We start from the raw sequence: 23353 nt of genomic DNA, 5'->3' as shown, positions 1-23353 counted from the left end.
ACTAAAGTACTGTCTTCGTCGCTACGCCTTGCTGGGACAATTTTGCGTAAGTCCTATTAGTTTTGCTTTTTTGTTTTTCTTTTAGCCTGGCTGCCAACGCAAGTCCAGCGTCATCGGGAAGCTGGGATTGGGTGCTTCGCGCAGCACCGTCATTGGTCCTGGTGTGTGTCCATAGGCCCAGAAGCGGGCGAAGCGGCGGGCCTCGGCGGCGTTGGCGTTGACTGGCGACCCACTCTCGGCACGGCCCCCCGGATGACTGACATGATAGGTGCAGCCACCCACCGCGCGCCCGCTCCAGCTATCGACCAGGTCGAAAGTCAGCGGCGCTTGCACCTTGATGCTGGGATGCAGCGCCGACCACGGGCTCCAGGCGCGGAAGCGCACGCCGGCGACGTATTCCCCTGGCACGCCAGTCGGATGTAGCGGTAGCATGCGGCCATTGCAGGCGACCACATGGCGACCATCCGTCAGGCCGCGCACCAGCAATTGCATGCGTTCGACCGACGAATCGACATAGCGTGCGGTGCCGCCGGTGCTCATTTCTTCGCCCAGCACATGCCATGGTTCGATCGCCTGGCGCAGCTCCAGTTCGACGCCCTGGTAGACTACCGTGCCGTAACGCGGGAAGCGGAATTCGATGAAGGGGTCAAACCAATGATCCTCGAAGGCGTAACCGGCCTCGCGCAGGTCACGTGCGACATCGCGGATGTCCTGTGCCACCACATGCGGCAACATCCAGCGGTCGTGCAGTGCCGTGCCCCAATGCACCAGCTTGGCTTGGTAAGGCTGACGCCAGAAGCGTGCCACCAGCGCCCGCAGTAACAGCATTTGCAACAGGCTCATGCGTTCGTGCGGTGGCATTTCGAAGGCGCGGAATTCCACCAGGCCAAGACGGCCAGTTGGCCCATCCGGTGAATACAGCTTGTCGATGGAAAATTCGGCACGGTGGGTGTTACCGGTCAGATCGACCAGCAAGTTGCGCAACAGCCGGTCGACCATCCACGGCTTATCGCCCGGATGCAGCGTGGGCAACAACTGGTCCATCTGCTGGAAAGCAATCGCCAGCTCATACAGATTATCGTCGCGCGCTTCGTCAACCCGCGGCGCCTGACTGGTAGGGCCGATGAAGGTGCCAGAGAACAGGTAGGACAGCGATGGATGGTTTTGCCAGTAGGTGATCAGGCTCTTCAGTAAATCGGGCCGCCGCAGCAAGGGGCTGTCTTCGGCGGTAGCGCCGCCCAGTGTCGCATGGTTGCCGCCGCCAGTGCCGGTATGGCGGCCATCGACCATGAATTTTTCCGTGCCTAGCCGACACAGGCGCGCCTCTTCATACAAGGTGGACATGTTGTAGACCAGCTCCTTCCAACTGGCTGCCGGATGGATATTTACTTCGATCACACCGGGATCAGGCGTTACGCTCAGCAACTTGATGCGTGGGTCGCGTGGCGGTGGATAGCCTTCTATCCACAGTTTCATCTTCAGCAGCGCGGCTGTGTTTTCGACTGCCGCTACCAGCGCCAGATAGTCCTCGACCCGTGTCAGCGGCGGCATGAACACGTGCAAGCGGCCAACGCGCACCTGTACGCACAGCGCAGTATGGATCACGTCACGCGGTGCCAGTTTGGACGCGGCCCCGGCTTGCTGATCTGCCTTAACTTGCTGGTCTGCCTTAACTTGCTGGCTGGCCTTGATTTGCTGACCAGCCTTGGCAGCGGCCACGTTCAGCCCGGGCTGCTTGTCGTACAGCGGCGGTGACAATGCATCGCGCGGCGCGAAAGGATCACGATCGAAGACCGGTTCTTCGTCTTCCGGCATCACCCACGGCAAGGCATTCAGTGGCAGGCGCAAACCCATTGGCGAATCGCCATCCAGCAGATACAGATGCTCGCGCTTGAGCGGCCAGCGCGAGGTGCGCCACAGGGTGCCCATGGCGAACGACTGGTCGGTCGGTTCCGGCTTAAGCGGGAGTACATAGCCGACCACCGCTCCCAAACCCGTCTGCAACAGGCGCGCCAGGCGGCGTCGTTCATCGGACTGGTCCAGGTCAACGCTCAGCGGATCAAGATTGACCGGTAGCGTCTGCTCACGCCGGGCCTGCTGCAGTACATCTTCATACGCCGGCAGATGGCTGTCGGCAGGCAGGCGCAGCGCGCGTGCCAGGGTTGCGGCGAAGCGTTCGGCATCCGCTGGGCCATAGCCATCGTTGACCTGCTCGTCGGCGAACAGGCTGGCGTCCACCCACATCGGCTGGCCATCCACACGCCAATAAATATTCAAGGCCCAGCGCGGCAGCGGCTCGCCCGGATACCACTTGCCCTGGCCGTAGTGCAACATGCCGCCGGGTGCAAAATGGTTCTTCAGACGGTGCATCAGTTGGCCCGCCAGGCGGCGCTTGTCATCGCCGTGGGCTTCGGTGTTCCACTGAGCCCCATCCATATCGTCGATCGACACAAAGGTCGGTTCGCCGCCCTGGGTCAGGCGCACGTCCTGATGTCTCAGGTCGGCATCGACCTGTTCACCCAACTGGTCGATCCTTTGCCAGTCTGCGTCCGAGTAGGGCTTGGTCACGCGCGGGTCTTCATGGATGCGGGTGATTGTCATCTCATGTTCAAACCTTACTTCGGCTTCGTCGGTGTAGCCAGTGACCGGTGCCGCCGACGATGGCAAGGCTGTACACGCCAGTGGAATGTGGCCTTCGCTGGCCAGCATGCCGGAGGTCGGATCGAGGCCGATCCAGCCAGCGCCCGGCACATATACTTCGGCCCATGCGTGCAAGTCAGTGAAATCGACGCTGGTGCCGCTGGGGCCGTCCAGCGCTTCCTGATCGGCCCGCAACTGGATCAGGTAGCCCGATACGAAACGGGCCGCCAGGCCGACGTCGCGCAAGATCTGCACCAGCAGCCAGCCGCTGTCACGGCAAGAGCCGGCAAGTAATCCCAGTGTTTGTTCGGGGGTCTGCACACCAGGTTCCATGCGCAACTGATACGCAATATCAGCCTGCAGTCGCTGATTGATGGCGACCAGGAAATCGTTGGTGCCCATGGCTTCCTTGAGCAGGTCGCTGCGCATCTGCTTCACCCATTCCTGACGTAGTGCGCCGGGCTCTTCGTTCTGCAAATAGGGGCCAAGTTCGGCCTTGAGCTGGGCCGGATACGCGAACGGGAAGGTCTCGGCATATTTCTCGACGAAGAAATCGAAGGGGTTGATGACCGTCATGTCGGCCACCAGGTCGACCGTAAATTCCAGCCGGTCAGCCTTTTCGGGAAACACAAAGCGACCGATATAGTTGCCATACGGGTCTTGCTGCCAGTTGATGAAGTACTGTTCTGGCGCCACTGTCAGCGAATACGACAGGATAGGGGTACGGGCATGTGGCGCCGGACGCAGACGCACTTCATGGGGTGACAACGCGACCAGGCGATCATAACGGTAGCTGGTTTTGTGGTGTAGCGCGACTCGGATTGCCATGCGGAGACCTTTGGTTGAGTGAGGGGCGACCCTGTCAATCTAGCAGGATCTATGCCATTGGCGCAAGAAAATCCACTGCTGCCAGTAATGTGTAATGCACTCTGCCCGCTCAGCACACCATGCACACCCTATGCTGGTGCGGCACGCACCGAGATCGCCCACAAGGGCTCATGCCAACGGTGTCACCGTGACGCTGACCTGCAGTTCGTGAGCGCCACCACCCAGCACCACACCGCGCATCGGGGTGACATCGCTGAAATCGCGCCCCCAGCCCAGGGTCAGATGTTCGCTCTGCACCAGGCAACGGTTGGTCGGGTCGAAATCGACCCAGCCCAGCTCCGGGCAAAATACCGCAACCCAGGCATGCGAGGCATCTGCCCCGATCAGCCTTGGCTGCCCTGCCGGTGGATGGGTCTGGATATAGCCGCTGACATAGCGTGCCGGCAGGCCAAGGCTGCGCAGGCCGCCTATCATCAGTTGGGCGAAGTCCTGGCACACACCGCGCCGGCCAGCCAGCACTTGTTCTAGCGGCGTAGCAATGTCGGTGGCGTTACCGTCAAATTCGAAATCATCAAAGATGCGACTGGTCAGGTCCAGCGCAGCGTCCAATAACGGCCGGCCCGGGGTGAAACTGGTCCGCGCATACTGCTCCACTGCCGCATTCCAGCGCACATGGGGTGACTCAAACAAATAGCTACAGGCGTCGAGTATGGCCGGCTGGCGCGACTGTTGCACCATGTCGCGCACGGTTTCCCAGCGCGGTGAGACGGCAATCTGTGCTATGCCGGGACGGGCTGCCAGCGCAATGGTCGACTCGGCCAGAACACGCAGCACCTTGTGCGGCGTGGTCACAGTAAAGCGGCGGATGGCGTTACCGAAGAAATCAACCCCGTCAACGCCTTCGTCTACACCTGGATCGACCAATACATTGTGCGATTCGGTTTGCTGCACGGCAAAACAGCGCGGTGCCATGTGCAGCAACTGCTGCGACAGGGTCACCAGGCTCTGGTAGGTGTAGCGGGTTTCATGCACCACGCTGTAGCGCAACATGGGCACAGTGCGGGCCACGGTTGAATTCATGGCAAATTGAGTAAGAAGCAAAAGACGTACTGTAGCATGCCTGGTCGCATGCATCCCCCCGCAAGTTCAATTGACGGAGAAGGGGGTGGATATACCACCGCCCCCAGACCATAAATTTGATCTGGATCACTGATTTTGTAGGCAGCGTTCAAGAACCTGGGCTGATGCGGCCCGCCTGTATCTCCCATCCTGGCAGTCTGAACCAAACGCCCAACGTAACAACCATACAATAATCAACATGCACCCAAGATTAGTCCGCAAGTATATTTGGCACATGCTTGCTGATGAACATGGTTTTTCTGCACCTGTCAGAACGATGCATTCGCAAATGAACATGCAACTAAACATGCAACTACGATTTGCGGTTCAGTTCAAATTTTTCACGCTTCACTGTGCCATTTTTCAGTTTTATCATAGTTTTGCTTGTTATTCGCAATGAAGGCATTCAACAAACCAAGCAAGCCTGTACTGGCATTGCGCGTGATGAAATTGAAGGTTTCATTGCTGCCGTCGATATGATGAATATCCGCCAGCGCCAGGCCGCCTTCAATTTTCTTGCCGTAGATGCCACTCAGGTATTGGTTGCTGACATCACCTTCGCCGAAGGCATCGATCTCGTTTTTTTCTAACAGCTCCTCGACGATGTATTGCTGTGCGTTATCACGCTCTTTCTCAGGAACAAGGTCTTCAACGACCTTTATCGTGCAGCCGAGGGGCTTGTACCGCTTTTTCGCATCGATGTCTGCGGTTGACCCTTTGGTCACGAGTATCGTTTTTCCGTCCAGGTTTTCGAGGTGGTCAAATGCTGTTTTGTCGGCGCTGCGCACCAGCAGTGATCTTTGTACCTGGAAATAAGCGTCACTCCATGAACCGCCCGGCCCCACATGCCGGTCATCACGTTGCTGGACGCCGGCTGCGGCGATGTCGCATAGATTTTCGTTCGGCATGGTCCAGATGCCGTCGAAGTCATGTTCTATCAAGACAATGCCCAGATTCTGGCTGAAAGCGAATTTTTTAAGAAAGGTAACGTCAAAGCCAGTGAGTTCACCTTTTTTGTTCATGCAGACTGGTGCAAATCCGCCGTAAGTGTAGACGGTCAACTGGCCAGGGACCAAGGTTGTGAGAGTTGTGAGCAGCGTTGTGTCTGTCATGATCTTGTTTCCTTTTTTTGTTGATAGCAGTCTGCCTGCTACTCACACCATCATAGAGTTGATTCGGGATAGTTGCTACTCGGATTTAGTGCTTGCCTTGTCAGGTTGATCCAGGCTCTCGAATTTCAGCAAGTCTGCCGTTGTCAGGATGCCTATCTTGACGATGTTGTAGCCTTTGAGGGCTTCGCAACGTGTCGCGCCTTCCGCACAGAAGCGGATATCGCCAAGAAAATTTTCGTCCGGGTAATAGAAGGACAACATGTCGCCGGCGCTTTCTATGTTAAGAGCACGATCCAGGACTTCTTCCGGGAATTTGCCTTGCGTGACCTTAAGCAACCATTCACGAAATCTGGGTATGGCGGCAGTGGAGATTTCTCTGGTGAGCTTATTGTGCGGGGCGTGAAAACCCAAGCGTGTTTTCTCCATATGTTTGCTGGCGAGCATTTGTCTTTCTGCGCCAGCCATAAAGATGAGTGCACATGCAGACAAGCAATTGCCGTTGACTGCGGTATTCATCTTGCCTTTTGTAATCAGGTCGGCGATGGCATAGGCAGCACGCATATCACCACCGGGGCTTTCGGTCATGAGCACTGTTTTGACTGGGCCTTCTTCGAGTTTTTTGCGGAATAGCTGGCTGTCTTCAGGCACGACTTTGCCGAACAGTATCAGGGTCTGGTTGGACCGCAGCATGGTCATTGCGTTTGCACTGCCAGAAAATAGAATGGCGCACAGAGTGAAAAAGGCAAAAAGCTGTTTTGATTTGGATTGCATGGCGATAAGGCGTCGTTGAATGGAAAGAATTTTTTAATCATGTCACTGGATAGCTGCCTTGGGCTAAGAACGTGTTTACGATCTGTAGCGAGCGTGCGTCAGCGGGGCAAGGGTAACAAAAACGCAGCACAAAAAGCGGAATGTACTTAAGTACATGAGCATTTTGAGCAGCGCATGAGTCCCGATCACGCTCGCGCAGTAAGATCGTAAATAGGTTCTAACAAGCCAAAGCCTTGCAACATTGTTCACATTAAACACCAGTCATTCATCATCTGACAATGTTTTTATGCATTATCTGCCGCCCTGCACAGTCCAACAATTTAGATTGAATGCAGCCCGCCAGATTTGATGCCACATTGGCAGGCTGCACTGGCTAGCAATTTATTTTACGGCTTGAATGTCAACAACATAGAGCGCGCCATTGGCTTTTTCTGCCCTGAACTTCACTTTATTGCCGGTTTCCAGTGTATCCAGCATGGTCGGTTCCTTGATTCTGAACACCATGGTCATGCCTGGCATGTCCAGGTTTTTGATGGGACCATGCTTGATGCTTACTTTGTTGCTGCTCTTGTCAATTTTGATGATTTCACCGTCTGTTGCATCTGTCAGTGTGCTTGCAGCCGCAGTATTGTCCTGCCCTGCGGGGTTGGTGGTGTTTGCATAGTCAGGGGCTTTTGCATTGGCATTCACCAGCGGCAGGTTCAGGCACAACACCGCGGCCAGCATCATTGTTTTCAAGCTTTTCATAATGTGTCCTTTGATTGTGCGTGATGTTGGTGTTCACCTGCGCTGGCATTGGTTTGGGACTTGCTGACCTGCACTTTGCCTTTCATGCCTGCATCGTAATGGCCAGGTTGCAGGCAGGCGAAATCGATCTTGCCTGCCTTGCTGAATTGCCACAGCACTTCACCTGCCTGGTCAGCGGCCAGTGTCACCATGTTGGGGTCGCTATGTTCCATCTCGGGATTTTTTTTCATCACTTGGTAATGCTCCTTCAATTCTTTTTCTGAGCCAAGCACAAACTCGTGTTTGAGCTTGCCTGAATTTTTGATGACAAAGCGTATGGTTTCGCCTTGTTTTGCCTGGATGCTGGCAGGCGTAAAACGCATGCTGTCGCTCATGTCGATATTGACGGTGCGCGTCACTGCGCTGGCGATGCCGGGCTTGCCTATTGCGTCTTCATCATGGGCGTGCCCATCTGCGTGGGTGCCTGATGCCATTACTGCACCCGAGGAAAATAACAGGGATACAGCAAGGCCAGCCAGGCCTGTGGACAGGATGTGTGATTTATTTAAAGCGGATTTCATAAGATACTTTCTTTTCCAGGAAGGTGGAATGACAATGCCGCGCTTATCCAGCGTCAAACACTGAATAGGCGTGCACAGTCGGCAGACACAGAGCTATGCTGGGTCTGCGAAAATGATTTGATGACCTGGCAATGTCAGGTCATGTCCAAAGGAAGGGAAGTATCAGGACCTGGGTGGTCGCTCCAGGCCATCACTGATGTGGCCTGTATAGGAAGAAAAAATCAGGCCGATTCTTTCTGAAGAAGGACGAAGCAATGGCAGCACATTATCCTGGCTGAGGATGGCGGTCGCTGCGCAACATGCATCGACGGATGCAGCATGATCCAATGCGTGTTTTTTTACTGTCGTGCTGGCATGATGCTGGTGCAGATGTTGTTGACTGGCAGAAGCCGAGACAGAAAATAATGCAGAAGATGGCTCGTCAGCACAACACAACCTGCTGGCTGCCAGGACGCCCTGTACAGGGATAGTCAGCATCAGGATGCACAATAACAATAAGCGAACCAGCTTTTTCATGGGCCAGATTATAGCCGTTTTTTTAAGTTCGTTTTTTTGAGTTCGTTTTTTTTGTTTGTTTATTGTTGAGATTCTACAGTCACTGTTTACTACGATGGCTGCCTGGCTTGATTCTTCTCTTTCGCGCGGTTATAACACGACAACGGTATCTGGCAATTCGTTCAGGTTGTCGCCATCCGCCGGGAAGTGTTTTGCCAGGTGCTGACTGACGGCCTGTATGCCCCGGATGACGCCGTCTTCATACTGATCCAGTTTGAAGGCGCTTTCCATCATGCGGCAAATTTGCTCCCATTCGTCGGCTATAGCTTTGGCATGGATGCCGCGGTCTGCCACGATTTCAACATCGCGGTCAGCCAGCAATACATAAATAAGTACGCCATTATTGTGCGCCGTATCCCAGATGTGTAATTGCGAAAAAACTTCTATGGCGCGTGTACGGGCGGTCTGGTCACGCAGCAATGGGCCGCAGTCTAGCGCGGTTTCGACTACGAAGCGGATTTCACCGAGGTGGTTGGATTCACAGGTTTTGATGGCTTGCTCTATGGCCAGCAGGCTTAAGGGCGGAAAGGCGCTTCTTAGCTGGTAGTGGGTAGTCAGCAGGTGTTTGGTGATGCGTTTGATGTTGAAGTTGCTCATGATTACCACCGCCCCGATGCACCGCCACCGCCAAAACCACCGCCGCCGCCACTGAAGCCGCCACCACCTCCAAAGCCACCCATGCCACCTCTGCCACTGCCCCCATAGTAGGCACCAATACCACGTGCGCCCAGGCTGCCACTTAACAGGGTAAAGAACAGTGCCAGTACACCTGCAATCATGGCAAGGGGCATGGCACCGGCTACCAGCCAGGCGATTCCGCCAACGACGCCGCCAGTAACGAGGGCACCAGGCAACCTGCCAAACAGTGCACGTAATACACCACCAACCACCAATGCCATGATAAATAGTATGGGGGCATATTGCTGGAAGCCACCTACATCATTGGTTCGGCGCGCCGTTTTTGCGGGCAAGGCTTCGCCATCCACTACGCGCATCATTTGATCGACACCGGCCTGTATGCCTGCATTGAAATCACCCTGTTTTAAATAAGGAGTGATGGTGTCGCTGATGATGCGTTTACTGGTGGCGTCGTTGAGTGCACCTTCCAGGCCATAACCAACTTCTATGCGCAGGCTGCGGTCATTCTTGGCGATCAGCAGTATGGCACCGTCATCAACTTTTTTGCGCCCCAGCTTCCATTGTTCTGCTACGCGCAGGGCATACTGTTCTATGGTTTCGGGGGCAGTAGTGGGCACGATGAGGACGGCAATCTGGCTGCCTTTCTTGTTTTCAAAATCACGCAGCTTTTGTTCCAGGGCAGCTTTTTGTTCTGTGGTCAAGGTTGCGGTCTGGTCTGCGATGCGGTTCTGTATGGGCGGGACGGCGATCTGTGCCAAAGCAACACCGCCCCATGCCAGCATGCTGCTCAACAATAGCGCCTTGGCGTTTCGCAGGATATTCATTGTGCACTGCTGGGCTTGGCTGCCGGTGCGCCAAAATCCACTACGGGTGGTTTGGCGAGTTCTTTTTCATTTTCGACAGCGAAGTTGGGTTTGACCTTGTAGCCAAACATCATGGCTGTCAGGTTGGATGGAAAAGACCTGACCTGTACATTGTATTCTTGCACGGACTTGATATAGCGGTTGCGGGCAACGGTGATGCGATTTTCTGTGCCTTCAAGTTGTGCCTGTAAATCACGGAAATTGGCATCTGATTTCAGTTGCGGATAATTTTCTGTGACGACCAGCAAGCGCGACAATGCGCCGGACAGTTCACCCTGGGCAGTCTGGAATTTGGCAAAGGCTTCGGGATTGTTCAGCAGTTCGGGGGTCGCCTGTACGCTGCCGACTTTGGCACGGGCATTGGTGACGCCCAGCAAGACATCTTTTTCTTGCGCGGCAAAGCCTTTGACGGTGTTGACCAGGTTGGGCACCAGGTCGGCACGGCGCTGGTATTGGTTCAAGACTTCGGACCAGCTGGATTTGACTTGCTCATCCCCACTTTGGAAACTGTTATATCCGCACCCGGAGATGTTCAGTAAGAGTATTGCTGACAACAGCAGCCAAAACTTGCGCATGGGAATTTCTCCTGATTGGTTTGTTTTTCACCGAAGGTGGTGAAAGCGATGAAAGCAGTACTCGTATCAGTAACAATGGCAATATTGCATCATAAATAGCTTGCCATACCTACCCGGAAATCACGGTGCGGTAGCGCACCAATGAAGCACACTGAGGCACCACTGAATTCATTATTTGCTCTATGAACATCTAAATCCAATTTAGCCTGTTGTGATTTGATAAAGCGCAAGGACAGGTCAAGCACTTTTGAAAGCTTGACCTGGTCTGAGCATGGCCAACCCGTGCTGGCCCGGTGATTTACATATTGTCAGCGGCTTGCAAATCCATCTATACTCGTTTGCATCATCCATTTACCGAGAGGAAGCCGCTGATGATTACCCGTCGCAGATTTGCGCTGTCACTTTCAGCATTCGCCTTGTCACCAGTCAGCTCACTTGTTCATGCAGCGGTCAGGAAAATACCTGTCTTGTTGCGCCCGCCAGTGGCAAGAGAAGAAGCCGTAACCGACACTTTGTGGGGCAAGGCTATCGTGGACCCGTATCGCTGGATGGAGCAGAAACCTGATACCGACGAATTTGCCAGCTACATGAAAGCACAGGGTGCCTATGCACGGCAAATGCTAGACCGCTTGCCTGGCCGGCGCGCAGTGGAAGCAGCGGTGACACGTTTCACTGCGGCAGTGACGAATGTATCCATACGCCAGATCAGCGGCAGTTATATCGTTTTTGCACGTCGTCTACCCGGACAGCAGGCTTTCAAGATTTATGCGCGCCCGCATGCAGGCGGTGCCGACCGTTTGCTGATTGATCCCGAAGCCGGTGCCCAGGGCGGTGCCCCACGCCGGGTGACTGGCTTGCTGATGTCACCGGACAGCCGGCATCTGGCTTACACCATCGATAAAGGTGGGGATGAAATACGTGAATTGCGCGTCCTGACACTGGATAGCGGCAAGGACGTGCTGATCACCCTGCAGAATGGCTTGCCAGCCAGTTGGTTACCCGATTCCAGCGGTTTCTTTTATTCACGCCTGCGTGATGGTGCGGTCAAGGGCAAGGTCGATTTTTCTTTCGACACCGCGACCTGGCTGCACAGGATGAACACCGAAGCGGCGCAAGACACGCTGGCCCTGCGCTGGTCAGATGGCCCGGCCATGGGCCAGACCGAACGTGAAATGCCAATGGTGCTGGCGAACGTGACAAGTGACTGGGCACTGGGTGCCATCTACAGCAACGGCGAATGGCCAGCCTATGGCATGGTGGCGCGCAGCAGTGAACTGGCTCAGGGCAAACCCAATTGGACAGCCGTGTTTGGCAAGGATGATGTCGCGGTCCATGCGCTGACCGTAGGCGACGATGTATATGTACTGGCCAAGGGTAAGGCGGAACGGGGTGAAGTATTCAAGGTCAGCATACGCGACCCGGACAAGGCCAAACGTGAGGTGGTGGTAGCCCAGGGCGAGTATGTGATTGACAGTATGAGTCTCGCCAAAGACGGCTTGTATATTCATGAATTGCGTGGTCAGGTGGGTGCGCTGCGTCGCTACAGTTTTGCCACTGGCAAGGTGGAAGACGTGGCACTGCCTTTGAGCGGTGCCGTGTGGGATGTGAATTGCGACCCTACGCTGGAAGGTGCATGGTTTGGCATGGATGGCCTGACCTGGTCTGCCCGCAGCCTGCACACCGGTGCCGATCTGAAGGCGAAAGATATCGGCCTCACGCCCAAGGCACCGTTTGATACTTCACCCTTTTTAACCACACGTCTGGAAATCAAGGCGCGTGATGGTGCGAAAGTACCGATAGAAATACTGCATAAAAGCAATACCAAGCTGAACGGTAAAAACCCTGTACTGATCGAAGCCTATGGTGCCTATGGCATCATCCTGGACCCGGGCTTTCAGGGATCCAAACTGGCCTTCCTGGATCAGGGTGGCGTGATTGTATATGCCCACGTGCGCGGCGGTGGCGAAAAAGGGGACAGCTGGCATTTGGCGGGGCAAAAAACCACCAAACCCAATACCTGGCGTGATGTGATAGATGTGGCCGAAACCTTGATCAAAGATGGCTGGACTTCACGCGGCAGGATTGCTGTATGGGGTACATCCGCTGGCGGCATCATGGTGGGCCGCGCCATTACCGAGCGCCCCGATTTATTTGCCGTCGCCATCGGTGAGGTGGGTGTCTTCAATACCTTGCGCTTTGAACTGACATCAAATGGCCCTGGCAATGATGAAGAATTTGGTACGGTGAAGAAAGAAGACGAGTTTCACAGCTTGCTGGAAATGGATGCCTATCATCATGTACAGCCAAATGTCAGCTACCCGTCCACGCTGCTGATGACGGGTGCCAACGATATACGGGTGGAGCCCTGGCAAGTCGCCAAGATGGCGGCACGCATGCAAAAGAACTTTGACCCCAAGCGCCCGGTATTAATGCGTGTTGATTTTGATTCTGGCCATTACTCCACAACCAGAAAGAATGGCATCACCAAGACCGTCGATGTATTCACATTTATTTTTGAGCATACGCGGGGCTAACAACTAAGTGCGGGGTGACGGCATGCCTGGTGGACTGGGCCTGCTTCAAATATCAATCGTGTAATGCCGGCCTGTCTGGAGCGGCAACGTGGTGTTTGATGCATGCTCATCCTGTGATGGCTTGTGTTCTCTGACAAATAATTTTTTGACGAGATAGGACATGCGGTTCTTTTGGAAGTCATCATAGTCTGCCACAGCTTGTTTTATGCCTGGTACCTGGGCTTGCAACCGGTGCTCGGCCACGGACGAAATCCAGTCTATGCGCCAGTCTATACGCATGCCATTCTCTAGCGGCAGGCTGGCCAGCATCACCTCATCATTCAGGATTTCGCTGGCCAAGGCCTGAGAGAAATCACTGGCATAGAATTTTCTTAATGTACCCAGACCAAAATCCACCAGGTACTTTTCATTGACGATGCAGACGGCGTGCCCTTCCCTTTGCCTGTCGCGCACAAAACCCTTGTAGCCTATATAAAAAATTCCATTGTTTTGCCGGATTTCGGCATAACAGCCCTGCACTCTGGCGACATAACCTTTTTCTTGCAGTATGTGTACCAGCATGGCAGACATGGTGAAGCAGCAAGTGTCATACTGATCAAAAAACTCCAGAAATTGAAAATCATCGGCAATCTGCCTCAGATCATGAGCCAGTTTGCTGTCTGTGATTACGTCAAAAAATGCGCTGTTCATTGGATTAGGGGAGTGGGAACTGACGGTAAAAGGTATGCGTAAGGGCATACCTGTCCACCGGTGAGAATGTTTGCCTTAGAAAAGAATAGCAAACTTATAATTTAAAAGACGTGATAAATAGTAAATGCATGTAAGAATTTGTTTCAATTATGCTATTTCGCGTCAATTCATCGTGCAGGCCAGGTGGTGTTGACCTGATGGCAAAGCGTGCATCCTGGGCTTTAGAACCTGTTTACGATCTGTAGCGAGCGAGCGTCAGCGGGGTAAGGGTAACAAAAGCGCAGCGCAAAAAGCGGAATGTACTTAAGTACATGAGCATTTTGAGCAGCGCATGAGCCCTGATCACGCTCGCGCAGTAAGATTGGAAACAGGTTCTTAGCGTCCAGGACGCGGCAGGAAGTAGTTCTTGCTCATACCCAGGCTGATCCAGCCATTCGAATAGTCATAGGCACCCATGGGGTGGCCGAAGTAATAGCCCTGTATGGTCTGGCAACCCAGTTCACGCAGCATGCGCGCCTGTTCTGCAGTTTCTATGCCCTCGGCGGTGACATCCAGCTGCAGGCTTTTTGCCATTTGCAGGATAGCGGCCACCATGCCCAGATCCCGTTCGGCACCGGGTAGGGCAATCACGAAAGAGCGATCTATTTTGATGCGCGATACCGGCAAGTGTTTGAGCAGGGCGATGGAAGAATATCCGGAACCAAAATCATCAATCGCAACCCGAACGCCCATTTCACGCAGGCTGTTAACTATCTTGCGACTTTGATGAAAGTCTTGCAGCATGGCTTCTGTGATTTCAATTTCGAGTAAATGCGCAGGCAATTGATAGGCATCCAATGCATCCCGGATTTTCTTGAGGAATTGCTCATTCTGGAACTGCCCGGCAGATACATTGACGGCCATGAATAGCTGCCCCTGCCCTACTTCGTTCCAGCTACTCAGTTGCTTCAGTGCCTCTGCCAGCACCCAGTTGCCGATGTCATCGATGAGACCCACTTCTTCAGCAATATGCACGAATTGCCCTGGTTCCAGCAGGCCGGAATCGGGATGATTCCAGCGCAGCAAAGCTTCAAAACCGATCAGGCGAAAATCAGCCAGATCGATGATGGGCTGGTAGAACAGTTCAAATTCATTTCTTTCCACGGCACCGTACAGATTTTGTTCGATATTCAGGCGGGTGCCAGACTTGTCGCTGAGGTTGCTGGAATAGGCACAGATTTTCCCTTTGCCACAACGCTTGGCTTCATACATGGCACTGTCGGCAGCCCCCAGAATTTCATGACTGGTATTGCCATCACCGGGAAATTTGGCGACACCTATGCTGGCACCAATCACAAAATGATGGTCTTCGATCACCACCGGTTCTGCGAAAGATCTAAGGATTTTTTCAGCAACCAGCAAGCCTTCCGATGGGTGATTGAGGCTGGACACGATGACGACAAATTCATCCCCGCCCAGGCGTATGGCTTCGTCATGGCGACGTATCTGCCGCACAATACGCATGGCTGCTTCTTGAATGACGCGGTCACCAACATGGTGACCCATGGTGTCATTGATGGCTTTGAATTCATCCAGGTCCACAAAGATGACGGCGAAATGGTTCTCGGCATTCAGGGTTTGCTGGATTTCGGTTTCCAGCCGCTGATCCAGCAGATAACGGTTGCCCAGGCCAGTCAGAGGATCATGGTAAGCCAGATGCGCCAACTGACGCTGGGCTTCGCGAATAAAGCTGATGTCTGAAATGGCATGCACATATTGCTTTGCCTTGCCGGCATCATCACGCACCACACAGATATGCTGCAGTGCCGGGAACAGGCGGCCATCTTTGCATTTGCAGGCAACTTCGCCCGACCAGTAGCCTTCTGGCATGGCGCCAATGTCCTGGTAGGTGGGGTCATTATCCCGTCGTCCCAGTAAGATTTCATTCGGGTAAAACCCCAGTATTTCTTCCTGAGGATAACCGGTCAGTCGTGTCAATGCCGGGTTGACGGAGCAGACCTTGCCGGCCTCATCCAGTATCATGATGCCTTCTGCGGTCGTACTGAAAACGACGCTTGCCTGTCGCAGGTTTTCTTCTGTCAGTTTGCGCAGGGTGATATCGCGCAAGGCACCGATCACGGTTTGTTTCCTGGCATGCCCGACATGCAGTTTGCCGACCATTTCCAGCCAGGCATAGTCACCGTTGCTGCGCAGGGCGCGAAAACTGCAATTGAATACGTCTGACTTGGTCAATGCCTGCTGCACATTGGCCCTGTCATCCGGATGTATGCATTCCAGCATAGTGTGCAGGTTGGCCTGGAAGGGGCTGAGGGCACTATCCCACATGCGATGGAAACGTTCGTCCCCCTTGACCGTATCGAGTTGCTCTTCCCATTCCCAGATACCGAGATCGGCGGCTTCCAGGGCGACGGACAGACGCTCTTCGGATTTTTCCAGTGCGATTTCGGCATCATGGCGAGAGCGTGCCACTTGTATGACGGCTGCCAGTTCCTTGACACCAAATGGTTTCATGACATAGCCGAAGGGCTTGCTGGCAATGGCACGCTTGACGGTATTGTCATCCGCGTAGGCGGTAAGAAAGATGACGGGTAATTTCCAGCGCTGGTAGATCGCCTGGCAGGCGTCAATGCCATCTTCTGCGCCATCGAGATGAATGTCCATCAATATCAGGGTAGGTTCAAGCTGGGAAACCGCGGACAGCGCATGGGTGAAATTACTGCGTACGCCGCACACGCGATGCCCCAGTTCCACCAGGGTATGTTGCAGATCCAGTGCCACCACTGGCTCATCTTCCACGATCAGAATATGCTCGGCATGCATCAAGCGATTCCTTTCCGTTTAGGGCTGATTGCTATCGTAAAGCAGCTCCCGGCGTTTGTCGAAGTGGTTTCCAGTTCACCATGCAGTTGCGCGACAAACATGGGAATCAATTGCGTTCCCAGACCTTTTGCTGCATCCCAGTTAAATTCCGACGATAATCCTCGCCCATTGTCAGCCACCTGCAAATGCAACTTGTCGTCAGAAATTTCTTGCAGGCGGATATCAATACGGGCTTGCAGCGGGCTACGTTCAGCCAGCCAGTCGGCAGGAAAAGCATGCTTGATGGCATTCAGTACCAGTTCATTGATGACCAGGCCCAGCGGGATCATGCGGTGCGCACTCATGAAGATAGATTTGTCCGGCCCTGAATAGTGTAACTTGATGCCCAGCTTGGTGGTGTCGTGGCTGGCAACCGTCAGGGCAATCAGGCGGTTGATGAATTCCGACAATTCGATTTCAGACATCATTTCCGAGTCATACAGCAATTGATGTACTAGTGCCATGGCCCTGATCCTGCTCTGACTTTCACCCAGGACGCGGGCCACCTCTTCTGGCGCTTGCCGGGCCTGCAATTTGAGCAGGCTGGAAACAATCTGCAGATTGTTTTTGACGCGATGATGCACTTCATGCAGCAAGGCGGTTTTTTCTTCCAATGCCTGCTCCAATGCCGCCCACTGCCTTTTTTTGCTGCCTATATCATGCGCCAGTTTGCAGGCACCGATCACTTTTCCATTGCGGTCACGCAAGGGAGAAATCGTGATCGACACATCCACAAAATGCCCAGCTTTGTGTATGCGCACCGTATCGAAAGGCGGGATACGTTCGCCATTGGAGATCCGTCGCAGCAAATGCTGTTCTTCACCTAGCAATGCCGCCGGGAACAGCATGGTAATCGGCTTGCCGAGCGCTTCTTTGGCACTGTAGCCTAGCAAGCGCTCGGCAGCCGGGTTCCAGCCGGTAATGATACCTTCCAGGGATTTGGTAATGATGGCATCGTCGGATGATTCTATGACGGAACGATAACGGTCTTCTGACTGGTGCAGGGCAGCTTCGCTGTCATGTCGCTTGGAGATATCGATACCGGACGGTATCAGGTGGGTGACCTTGCCTGCTTCATCGCGTAGCGGTGCCAGCATGAAATCCACCCACATGCGACTGTCATTGATCATTTTGGCATGTACGTCATAACGTACTGTTTCACCATTGCGGCAACGATTGATCGCTTCTTTCAGTTGCTGTGCCAGTTCGGGATCATGACTCCACCAGTAAGTATCCCACAGCTTTTTGCCACGTACATCGTCAACGGTAATACCGGCGGCCTCCAGTGGCGCGCGGTTGCATTCCAGCAGGGTCCCATCCATATCCAGCACACCGACAAAGGCAAACAGATTATCCAGCACCTGCAACAGGCGCTGCTTGCTTTCTTCTGCCAGCTGCGCTTCAACGGAATCGATGGATGCATCCTGTATCAGGGCAAGAATGCCGCAGATATTGCCGCTATCGTCGCGTCTGGGGTAATAGGATGCCAGACGGAACAGCTTGTCGTCTTCATTTCCCGGGCCGTTACCGCGTATTTCCTGTCCTACCAATGGAATACCGGTTTCCAGCACGAAGCGCATTTTGGGTTCGATGATATCGGCTACTTGCGGCAGATAATCGCGGATGGGATGACCAAGCTGTTCAGTGATAGGAACGCGATTCAATTCGGCATGCCGGCGGTTGATGAAGAGCAAACGCAGATCAAGGTCGAGCACTGCCACACCTACCGGCAAGGTATCCGTCATGAGCAAAAATAATTGCTCCATTTCCCGACCTTGAAGACCATGCATGGCGCAGCCCTTCGTGCGAAAACTTAATTCTAACTATAAACAATACGACATTGAAATTTAAATAATTTTTTTAACGATTGCTTAATACCTGTAGCTCGTTTGTGGTTCGTTTGTTGCTTGTTTGTTGTTCGTTTGTGGTTCGTTTGTTGCTTGTTCGACATAAATGTGCAACGCAGCATGCGTCCACCTGTCAATCATAACAAAGCCAGGCAACGGACCTGGCTTTGTCAGAATAAAAAATCAATGCAACAACGAGACCTGGAAACCAGGATGTGTTGACTAGGGCGTGTTGACCTAGACTTCCCTAACAGTAACATTAGTGCATATTAATGCATTGTCCAGTTATTTTACTGCGGCAATACAGCTTGTCTACTTATTGCGGTGTTTCGACCACCAACAAGGTCAGACGTCTTACCAAAGGTAATACCATTAGCAGTGTTGGAAAGGCAAATATCCATGACAGCAACCAGGATCCCATCCATATTTCCATGAAGTGATCGACCAGGCCCACGCTGCGCAAACTGCTGATCAGCGAAATGATACAGGTCATCAGTATCGACAGAAAAAAGGGCATGACGAAAGCTGCGTAGCGTGCAGGCAATTTGCGCATAGACGTTGCAGAAGAAGTGTGTTTTTGAGATTTCATAAAAGTTCCATAAGCCGACCCAGCAGGCGCCTGTTCATCCATGGAAGATAAACATCTGGCCCCGGACCAGTCCGGCGGCTGTGGCGCGTTGCTTGACGTAAACGCTTACGGCAACTTGTGGAAGTATGCGCCACCAGTGTAATTGGCGTTGATATAAAAGTAAATAGCCACTTACCCTGTACGCTGCAGTGGCAGGCATGTCCGGAAACGCAATCTGCGGTAAGATTTTGCCATGGAAAACCCGTAATGAAAATACCAAGCATGAAGAAACACCTGGTGGTTGCCCTTGCCTATGATCAATTGTGCACCTTTGAATTTGGCTGCACGGTAGAATTATTTGCGCTGAATCGACCTGAGCTGGATGTGGACTGGTATGACTTTGCCGTCTGCGCCATGGAAGCAGGCAAATTGCGGGCCGCAGGTGGCATCCGTGTAGAAGTACCGCATGACCTGAACATGCTGGACCAGGCCGATACCGTCATCATCCCCGGCTGGCGTGACGCCGACGAAATGCCGCCACCTGCGATACTGGAAAAAATCCGTGCAGCCCATGCGCGTGGTGCCAGAATTTGCAGTATCTGTTCCGGCGTGTTCATCCTTGCAGCAGCCGGCATACTGGATGGCAAGACCGTGACGACCCACTGGCGCTATGCCGATAAATTGCTGAAGCGTTACCCAGCTATCCATGTGGAAGCAAATGCTTTGTACGTGGACCAGGGACAGATATTGACCTCGGCAGGTTCTGCCGCCGGGCTGGATATGCTGCTGCATCTGGTGCGCAAGGATTATGGTGCAAGGGTCGCCAACCTGGTGGCGCAAAGACTGGTGGTGCCACCGCATCGCGAAGGTGGCCAGGCGCAGTTTGTACCGCGCCCCATGCCCAGCGACGAACATGCTCGTCTGGCGAAATTGATGGACTGGATCCGATCCCACCCTACCCTGCCCCACAACCTGACATCCATGGCAGAAAAAGCGGCGATGAGTACACGCACGCTGCAACGCCAGTTCAAGGAATCCACCGGTATGGCACCGGGTGAATGGCTGATACGCGAACGTGTCGCCATCGCCAAGGAATTGCTGGAATCACCGCACACCAGCCTGACACAGGTGGCCGAACTGGCCGGTTTCGGTTCTGAAGAATCGCTGCGCCGCCACTTCCGCCGCATCGTTGCAAACAGCCCCGGCAATTATCGCAAGCAGTTTGCCGACGTGCTGACAGCAGCACCGATGTAAGACTGCGTCGCCACACTGGTGAGGATTGATTTTCTCCACGGATATCGTCTACGCTGAAATAAATTCACACCCTATCTGTCAGCGAACTGAAAATGTGCCGCGCAACAGCTGTTTCATTGAAGTAGGCAAAACACATGCATTGATGAAGGCCATGCAAGTATTTCTATGCCGCTTGATTAATGCTTGATAGAATTAATTGAAATTATCAGGAGCAAACCGCTTTTGCCACTCTTTTGCACCTCATCTGTACGGCTTGTAGTGCGGTCCACTTACCACAGAAAGTATTCATGAATAGCCAGGACGACGGCAAAATACCTGAACATAGCTGGCCTATCTTGCAGTCTATTGCTGCAAAACAGGCGCATCGTCCCGCGCTGTTAACGGACGCAGAACGGGAAGCACGCTGGCAATGCCTGCCTGTCTCCGATGTGACAGCAGCATCTGCGAGCCCGGTTCAAGGTGACTCACCCAACCGCAAACAACCGATCGCCAGTCAACTCCAGCATTTGACACCCACCACCACAGGCATGAGCAATGCGCAGAATTCTTCCTCGATTCAGGCATTGTTCCAGCGTTTGGCCGCGGGCGAGAAAAATTTGTCCGCGCCATCTGACGAAACCGGGACCCTGGGGCCACTGCTTAAAAAATGAAGAATTATTGCAGTTGTTTCCATGAAGGGTGGTGTCGGTAAAACCAGCGTGACCGCTAATCTGGCGGCGGTTATGCACAGGATGCCGAACCCGGCAGCATCGCTGCATTGAATCTCGCCCCACAAAACAGCCTGCACCTGCATTTTGGACTGGGTGTTGCATTGGAAGATGGTGTCTGCCGGCAAAAAAAGGGCCGTACGCCACACGTACGGCCCTGTCAAGCGCGCTGCAAAACATCCTGTCTTTCACGCTATCTGTCACTACAGCCTGCTGACCTCGCCCAGGCATGCCAATATCCAAACCCAATATCGCAAGGTAGGCAAACTTTGCGGTAATGCCAGGTAAATCACCTGCGCCATCGCAAATGGGTGCACATAAGGCATTACACCTGGGCCGCGTTAACAGCCCCCGACAAGCGTTCTCTCAAAATGGCTGATACACCCAGAAAGGCCGGGTATTCTGCAGTAATCAGGAAAGTCGGTATCTGCGCAAGATAAGTGGCAAAACGCCCTTTCGCTTCAAACCGCTGGCGAAACGCGGACGTGTTGAAAAACTCACCCAGGCGCGGCACGATGCCGCCGCCTATATACACACCGCCTGTGGCCCCCAGGGTCATCGCCAGGTTGCCGGCAATGGTTCCCAGCATGGCACAAAAATATTCAACCGTGCGCACACACACTGGGCAACTGCCATCCAGCGCCCGCCGCGTGATATCAGCTGCATTCATGTCTTCCGGATTCGGCACTTGATCCATATGTGACAGGGCGCGATACATGATTTCAAGGCCCATGCCGGAAATCAGGCGCTCGGCGGATACATGCGCATATTCTTTGCGGGCATAACGCAGGATCTCGATTTCCGTATCATCTGCCGGTGAAAACGAGACATGGCCGCCTTCACTGCACAAAGGTATCCAGTGCTGCCCTGAAGGAATAATGCCGGATACACCAAGGCCGGTGCCAGGTCCGATAAGGCCAATGGCGCGCTGTGCTTGCGCCTGGCCACCGCCGACTTGCAGTTTTTCATGTTCTGCCAGATGAGGTAAGGCCATCGCCAGTGCTGTGAAATCATTCACCACCACCAGATCCTGAAAACCGCAAGCCTGGCGCAAAGCCTCGATGGAAAAAGTCCAGTGATGATTGGTCATGCTTACCACGTCACTATCCACAGGATTGGCAATGGCGATGGCAGCATGCTGCACCGCTTGCGGACAGAGCGCCTTCACTTCCTCCCTGGCAAGATAGGCAGTGATGGCAGCCTGCAAATCAGGATAGGCATTGCAAGACAATACGGTAATCGCTTCAAAGCGATGGCTCACCGTTTCGAGTGCAAAGCGCGCATTGGTGCCACCAATATCTGCCAGCAAACGCGGGCCTGCACCATCTAATATTTTTTGATTTTTGGTCAACATCTCAGCATTCATATTTTCAGATCTGCCTCTGGCTAGCTATTCAATCGCCATTTCTATGTAACAATACTACATATTTTTCAAATTAATGTCTAATAAATTTGCATTCACTGAGGTAAAATTTAAAAAATACAATGGAATCCATACACATATAATGAAAATGAAATGAATCTTAAGGCATCTTTATGTAGTCATACTACTTTTTATTGTATGAAGGTGTTCGCCTTATGATCTAGTTGTTTAGAGATGCACCCCTACTACTCCGCGCGTCAGTGCCCCGGTCTGTGCATCACGAGGCAATTGCAGATTACAGCACCGACAAGCAGAACAAGGCAAGTACCAAACAGCAAGATATCAGCGCATTTTTCTTTTTGCGAAAACCACTGTCTTTGCTTGCATACACAGTACTATGCAAGCAAAGAATTCCATCAACATTCGTTGCAATCCAGACAGAAAATTTCCATGCTCCATTTTTCAGAACGCAGCCCGGAGGGCCATTGAACAAGCCACACAAAAATTAACCGCATCTACATGCATTTTTACAACGGCACAGGCAATCTCCAGGGCCTTCGCAAGCTACTATTTATTGCCCGCTTGGAAGAAACAAAAACATGGATAAGATGACTTCAAAACTGATCAATCCACAGTGCCTTTTTTTGGGGAGGATACCTGCAAGAATTCTCATCTTGTTGGTGCATATTTGAATCATGTTTATTCCCCTGCTCTACGCATCAGGCATGGTTCAATTATTGCTAAATAGCAGACGCCGATTTAGCCATTGTTTTTCAGGGCCGCTACAAATAATCATTATTTTGATATTTAGACGGTGGATTTGCTTATTCCTGCAGCAAGTAAAGGCAGGTAATCACGTCAGCGATTATCGGTCTGGGAGTTAAATTCCAAGCCAAGTACAAAAAATATGGCAAGTTTTCAGCAAAGAAGCACAAATTTTTCTTCAACAGCGGTTATTATTACCGCCTTCATATTCTAAGTTCGAGGAGACAGCGGGAATGGATTTTTCAAATCGCCAGCAAGAGCCGGGAAAGAAATTTATCGGATTAGGGCTGGTCATATTATTTCACGTGCTGGTGGTATATGCACTGGTATCGGGCCTGGCGCGCAAGGCCATGGAAG

Annotated in this window: 19 protein-coding genes; 4 read left to right on the top strand and 15 right to left on the bottom strand. The window is 53.1% G+C overall.

Annotated features, from left to right (window positions below):
* Window positions 1-81 precede the first annotated feature (81 nt).
* The 10 genes from ACO0LM_RS27740 to ACO0LM_RS27695 form a co-directional block, all read right to left on the bottom strand.
* Entirely contained in the window at window positions 82-3468 is a 3387-nt protein-coding gene (locus tag ACO0LM_RS27740; protein ID WP_423042044.1) for a DUF2126 domain-containing protein, read from the bottom strand.
* 168 nt (window positions 3469-3636) lie between these two features.
* A complete protein-coding gene (locus tag ACO0LM_RS27735; protein ID WP_423042042.1) occupies window positions 3637-4548 on the bottom strand; it encodes a transglutaminase family protein in 912 nt (303 codons plus the stop codon).
* A 380-nt stretch (window positions 4549-4928) separates the two neighbouring features.
* A complete protein-coding gene (locus tag ACO0LM_RS27730) occupies window positions 4929-5699 on the bottom strand; it encodes a substrate-binding periplasmic protein (protein ID WP_423042040.1) in 771 nt (256 codons plus the stop codon).
* A gap of 75 nt (window positions 5700-5774) precedes the next feature.
* The gene (locus ACO0LM_RS27725; protein WP_423042038.1) at window positions 5775-6395 is read right to left on the bottom strand and encodes an ATP-dependent Clp protease proteolytic subunit; all 621 of its coding nucleotides are present in this window, start codon (window positions 6393-6395) and stop codon (window positions 5775-5777) included.
* Between the two features lie 456 nt (window positions 6396-6851).
* The gene (locus tag ACO0LM_RS27720) at window positions 6852-7217 is read right to left on the bottom strand and encodes a copper-binding protein (protein WP_423042036.1); all 366 of its coding nucleotides are present in this window, start codon (window positions 7215-7217) and stop codon (window positions 6852-6854) included.
* Window positions 7214-7690, bottom strand: coding sequence for a cupredoxin domain-containing protein (locus ACO0LM_RS27715; RefSeq protein ID WP_423042068.1), 477 nt, complete (start codon window positions 7688-7690; stop codon window positions 7214-7216). The genes ACO0LM_RS27720 and ACO0LM_RS27715 overlap by 4 nt, the downstream gene beginning before the upstream one ends.
* Window positions 7691-7939: 249 nt before the next feature.
* Window positions 7940-8293: a hypothetical protein gene (locus tag ACO0LM_RS27710; RefSeq protein WP_423042034.1), complete on the bottom strand. Its 354-nt coding sequence runs from the start codon at window positions 8291-8293 to the stop codon at window positions 7940-7942.
* A 129-nt stretch (window positions 8294-8422) separates the two neighbouring features.
* Entirely contained in the window at window positions 8423-8929 is a 507-nt protein-coding gene (locus ACO0LM_RS27705; protein WP_423042032.1) for a TPM domain-containing protein, read from the bottom strand.
* Between the two features lie 2 nt (window positions 8930-8931).
* A complete protein-coding gene (locus ACO0LM_RS27700) occupies window positions 8932-9795 on the bottom strand; it encodes a TPM domain-containing protein (RefSeq protein ID WP_423042030.1) in 864 nt (287 codons plus the stop codon).
* Window positions 9792-10409, bottom strand: coding sequence for a LemA family protein (locus tag ACO0LM_RS27695; RefSeq protein ID WP_423042028.1), 618 nt, complete (start codon window positions 10407-10409; stop codon window positions 9792-9794). Before ACO0LM_RS27695 ends, ACO0LM_RS27700 begins: the two co-directional genes overlap by 4 nt.
* 371 nt (window positions 10410-10780) lie before the next feature.
* On the opposite strand from ACO0LM_RS27695, the gene ACO0LM_RS27690 reads away from it, so the two are divergent.
* A complete protein-coding gene (locus ACO0LM_RS27690) occupies window positions 10781-12943 on the top strand; it encodes a prolyl oligopeptidase family serine peptidase (RefSeq protein ID WP_423042026.1) in 2163 nt (720 codons plus the stop codon).
* A gap of 45 nt (window positions 12944-12988) precedes the next feature.
* Here the strand turns inward: ACO0LM_RS27690 and ACO0LM_RS27685 are convergent, their stop codons facing one another.
* The 4 genes from ACO0LM_RS27685 to ACO0LM_RS27670 all read right to left on the bottom strand — a co-directional run bounded on the left by ACO0LM_RS27685 (window position 12989) and on the right by ACO0LM_RS27670 (window position 18928).
* A complete protein-coding gene (locus tag ACO0LM_RS27685; RefSeq protein WP_423042024.1) occupies window positions 12989-13681 on the bottom strand; it encodes a hypothetical protein in 693 nt (230 codons plus the stop codon).
* 327 nt (window positions 13682-14008) lie between these two features.
* Window positions 14009-16453 (bottom strand): two-component system response regulator, encoded by a 2445-nt coding sequence (locus tag ACO0LM_RS27680; protein ID WP_423042022.1) that lies wholly within the window; start codon window positions 16451-16453, stop codon window positions 14009-14011.
* Complete coding sequence (locus ACO0LM_RS27675; protein ID WP_423042020.1) at window positions 16453-18282, bottom strand: PAS domain-containing protein; 1830 nt, start codon at window positions 18280-18282, stop codon at window positions 16453-16455. Before ACO0LM_RS27675 ends, ACO0LM_RS27680 begins: the two co-directional genes overlap by 1 nt.
* A 373-nt stretch (window positions 18283-18655) precedes the next feature.
* Entirely contained in the window at window positions 18656-18928 is a 273-nt protein-coding gene (locus ACO0LM_RS27670) for a DUF2798 domain-containing protein (RefSeq protein ID WP_423042018.1), read from the bottom strand.
* 261 nt (window positions 18929-19189) lie between these two features.
* On the opposite strand from ACO0LM_RS27670, the gene ftrA reads away from it, so the two are divergent.
* The 3 genes from ftrA to ACO0LM_RS27655 all read left to right on the top strand — a co-directional run bounded on the left by ftrA (window position 19190) and on the right by ACO0LM_RS27655 (window position 20922).
* On the top strand, window positions 19190-20161 hold the full coding sequence (gene ftrA, locus ACO0LM_RS27665; RefSeq protein WP_423042066.1) for a transcriptional regulator FtrA: 972 nt from the start codon (window positions 19190-19192) through the stop codon (window positions 20159-20161).
* Between the two features lie 287 nt (window positions 20162-20448).
* Complete coding sequence (locus tag ACO0LM_RS27660) at window positions 20449-20811, top strand: hypothetical protein (protein WP_423042016.1); 363 nt, start codon at window positions 20449-20451, stop codon at window positions 20809-20811.
* A gap of 3 nt (window positions 20812-20814) precedes the next feature.
* The gene (locus ACO0LM_RS27655; RefSeq protein WP_423042064.1) at window positions 20815-20922 is read left to right on the top strand and encodes a ParA family protein; all 108 of its coding nucleotides are present in this window, start codon (window positions 20815-20817) and stop codon (window positions 20920-20922) included.
* A 271-nt stretch (window positions 20923-21193) separates the two neighbouring features.
* On the opposite strand, the gene ACO0LM_RS27650 is transcribed toward ACO0LM_RS27655, so the two are convergent.
* The gene (locus tag ACO0LM_RS27650; protein ID WP_423042014.1) at window positions 21194-22222 is read right to left on the bottom strand and encodes a glucokinase; all 1029 of its coding nucleotides are present in this window, start codon (window positions 22220-22222) and stop codon (window positions 21194-21196) included.
* Window positions 22223-23353: the final 1131 nt, after the last annotated feature.

The sequence above is a fragment of the Undibacterium sp. Di26W genome, assembly GCF_049340265.1.
In the GTDB taxonomy this organism is placed as follows: Bacteria; Pseudomonadota; Gammaproteobacteria; order Burkholderiales; family Burkholderiaceae_D; genus Undibacterium.
The sequence above is the reverse complement of the archived record's forward strand: the minus strand, read 5'-3'. Positions and strand labels throughout refer to the sequence as shown.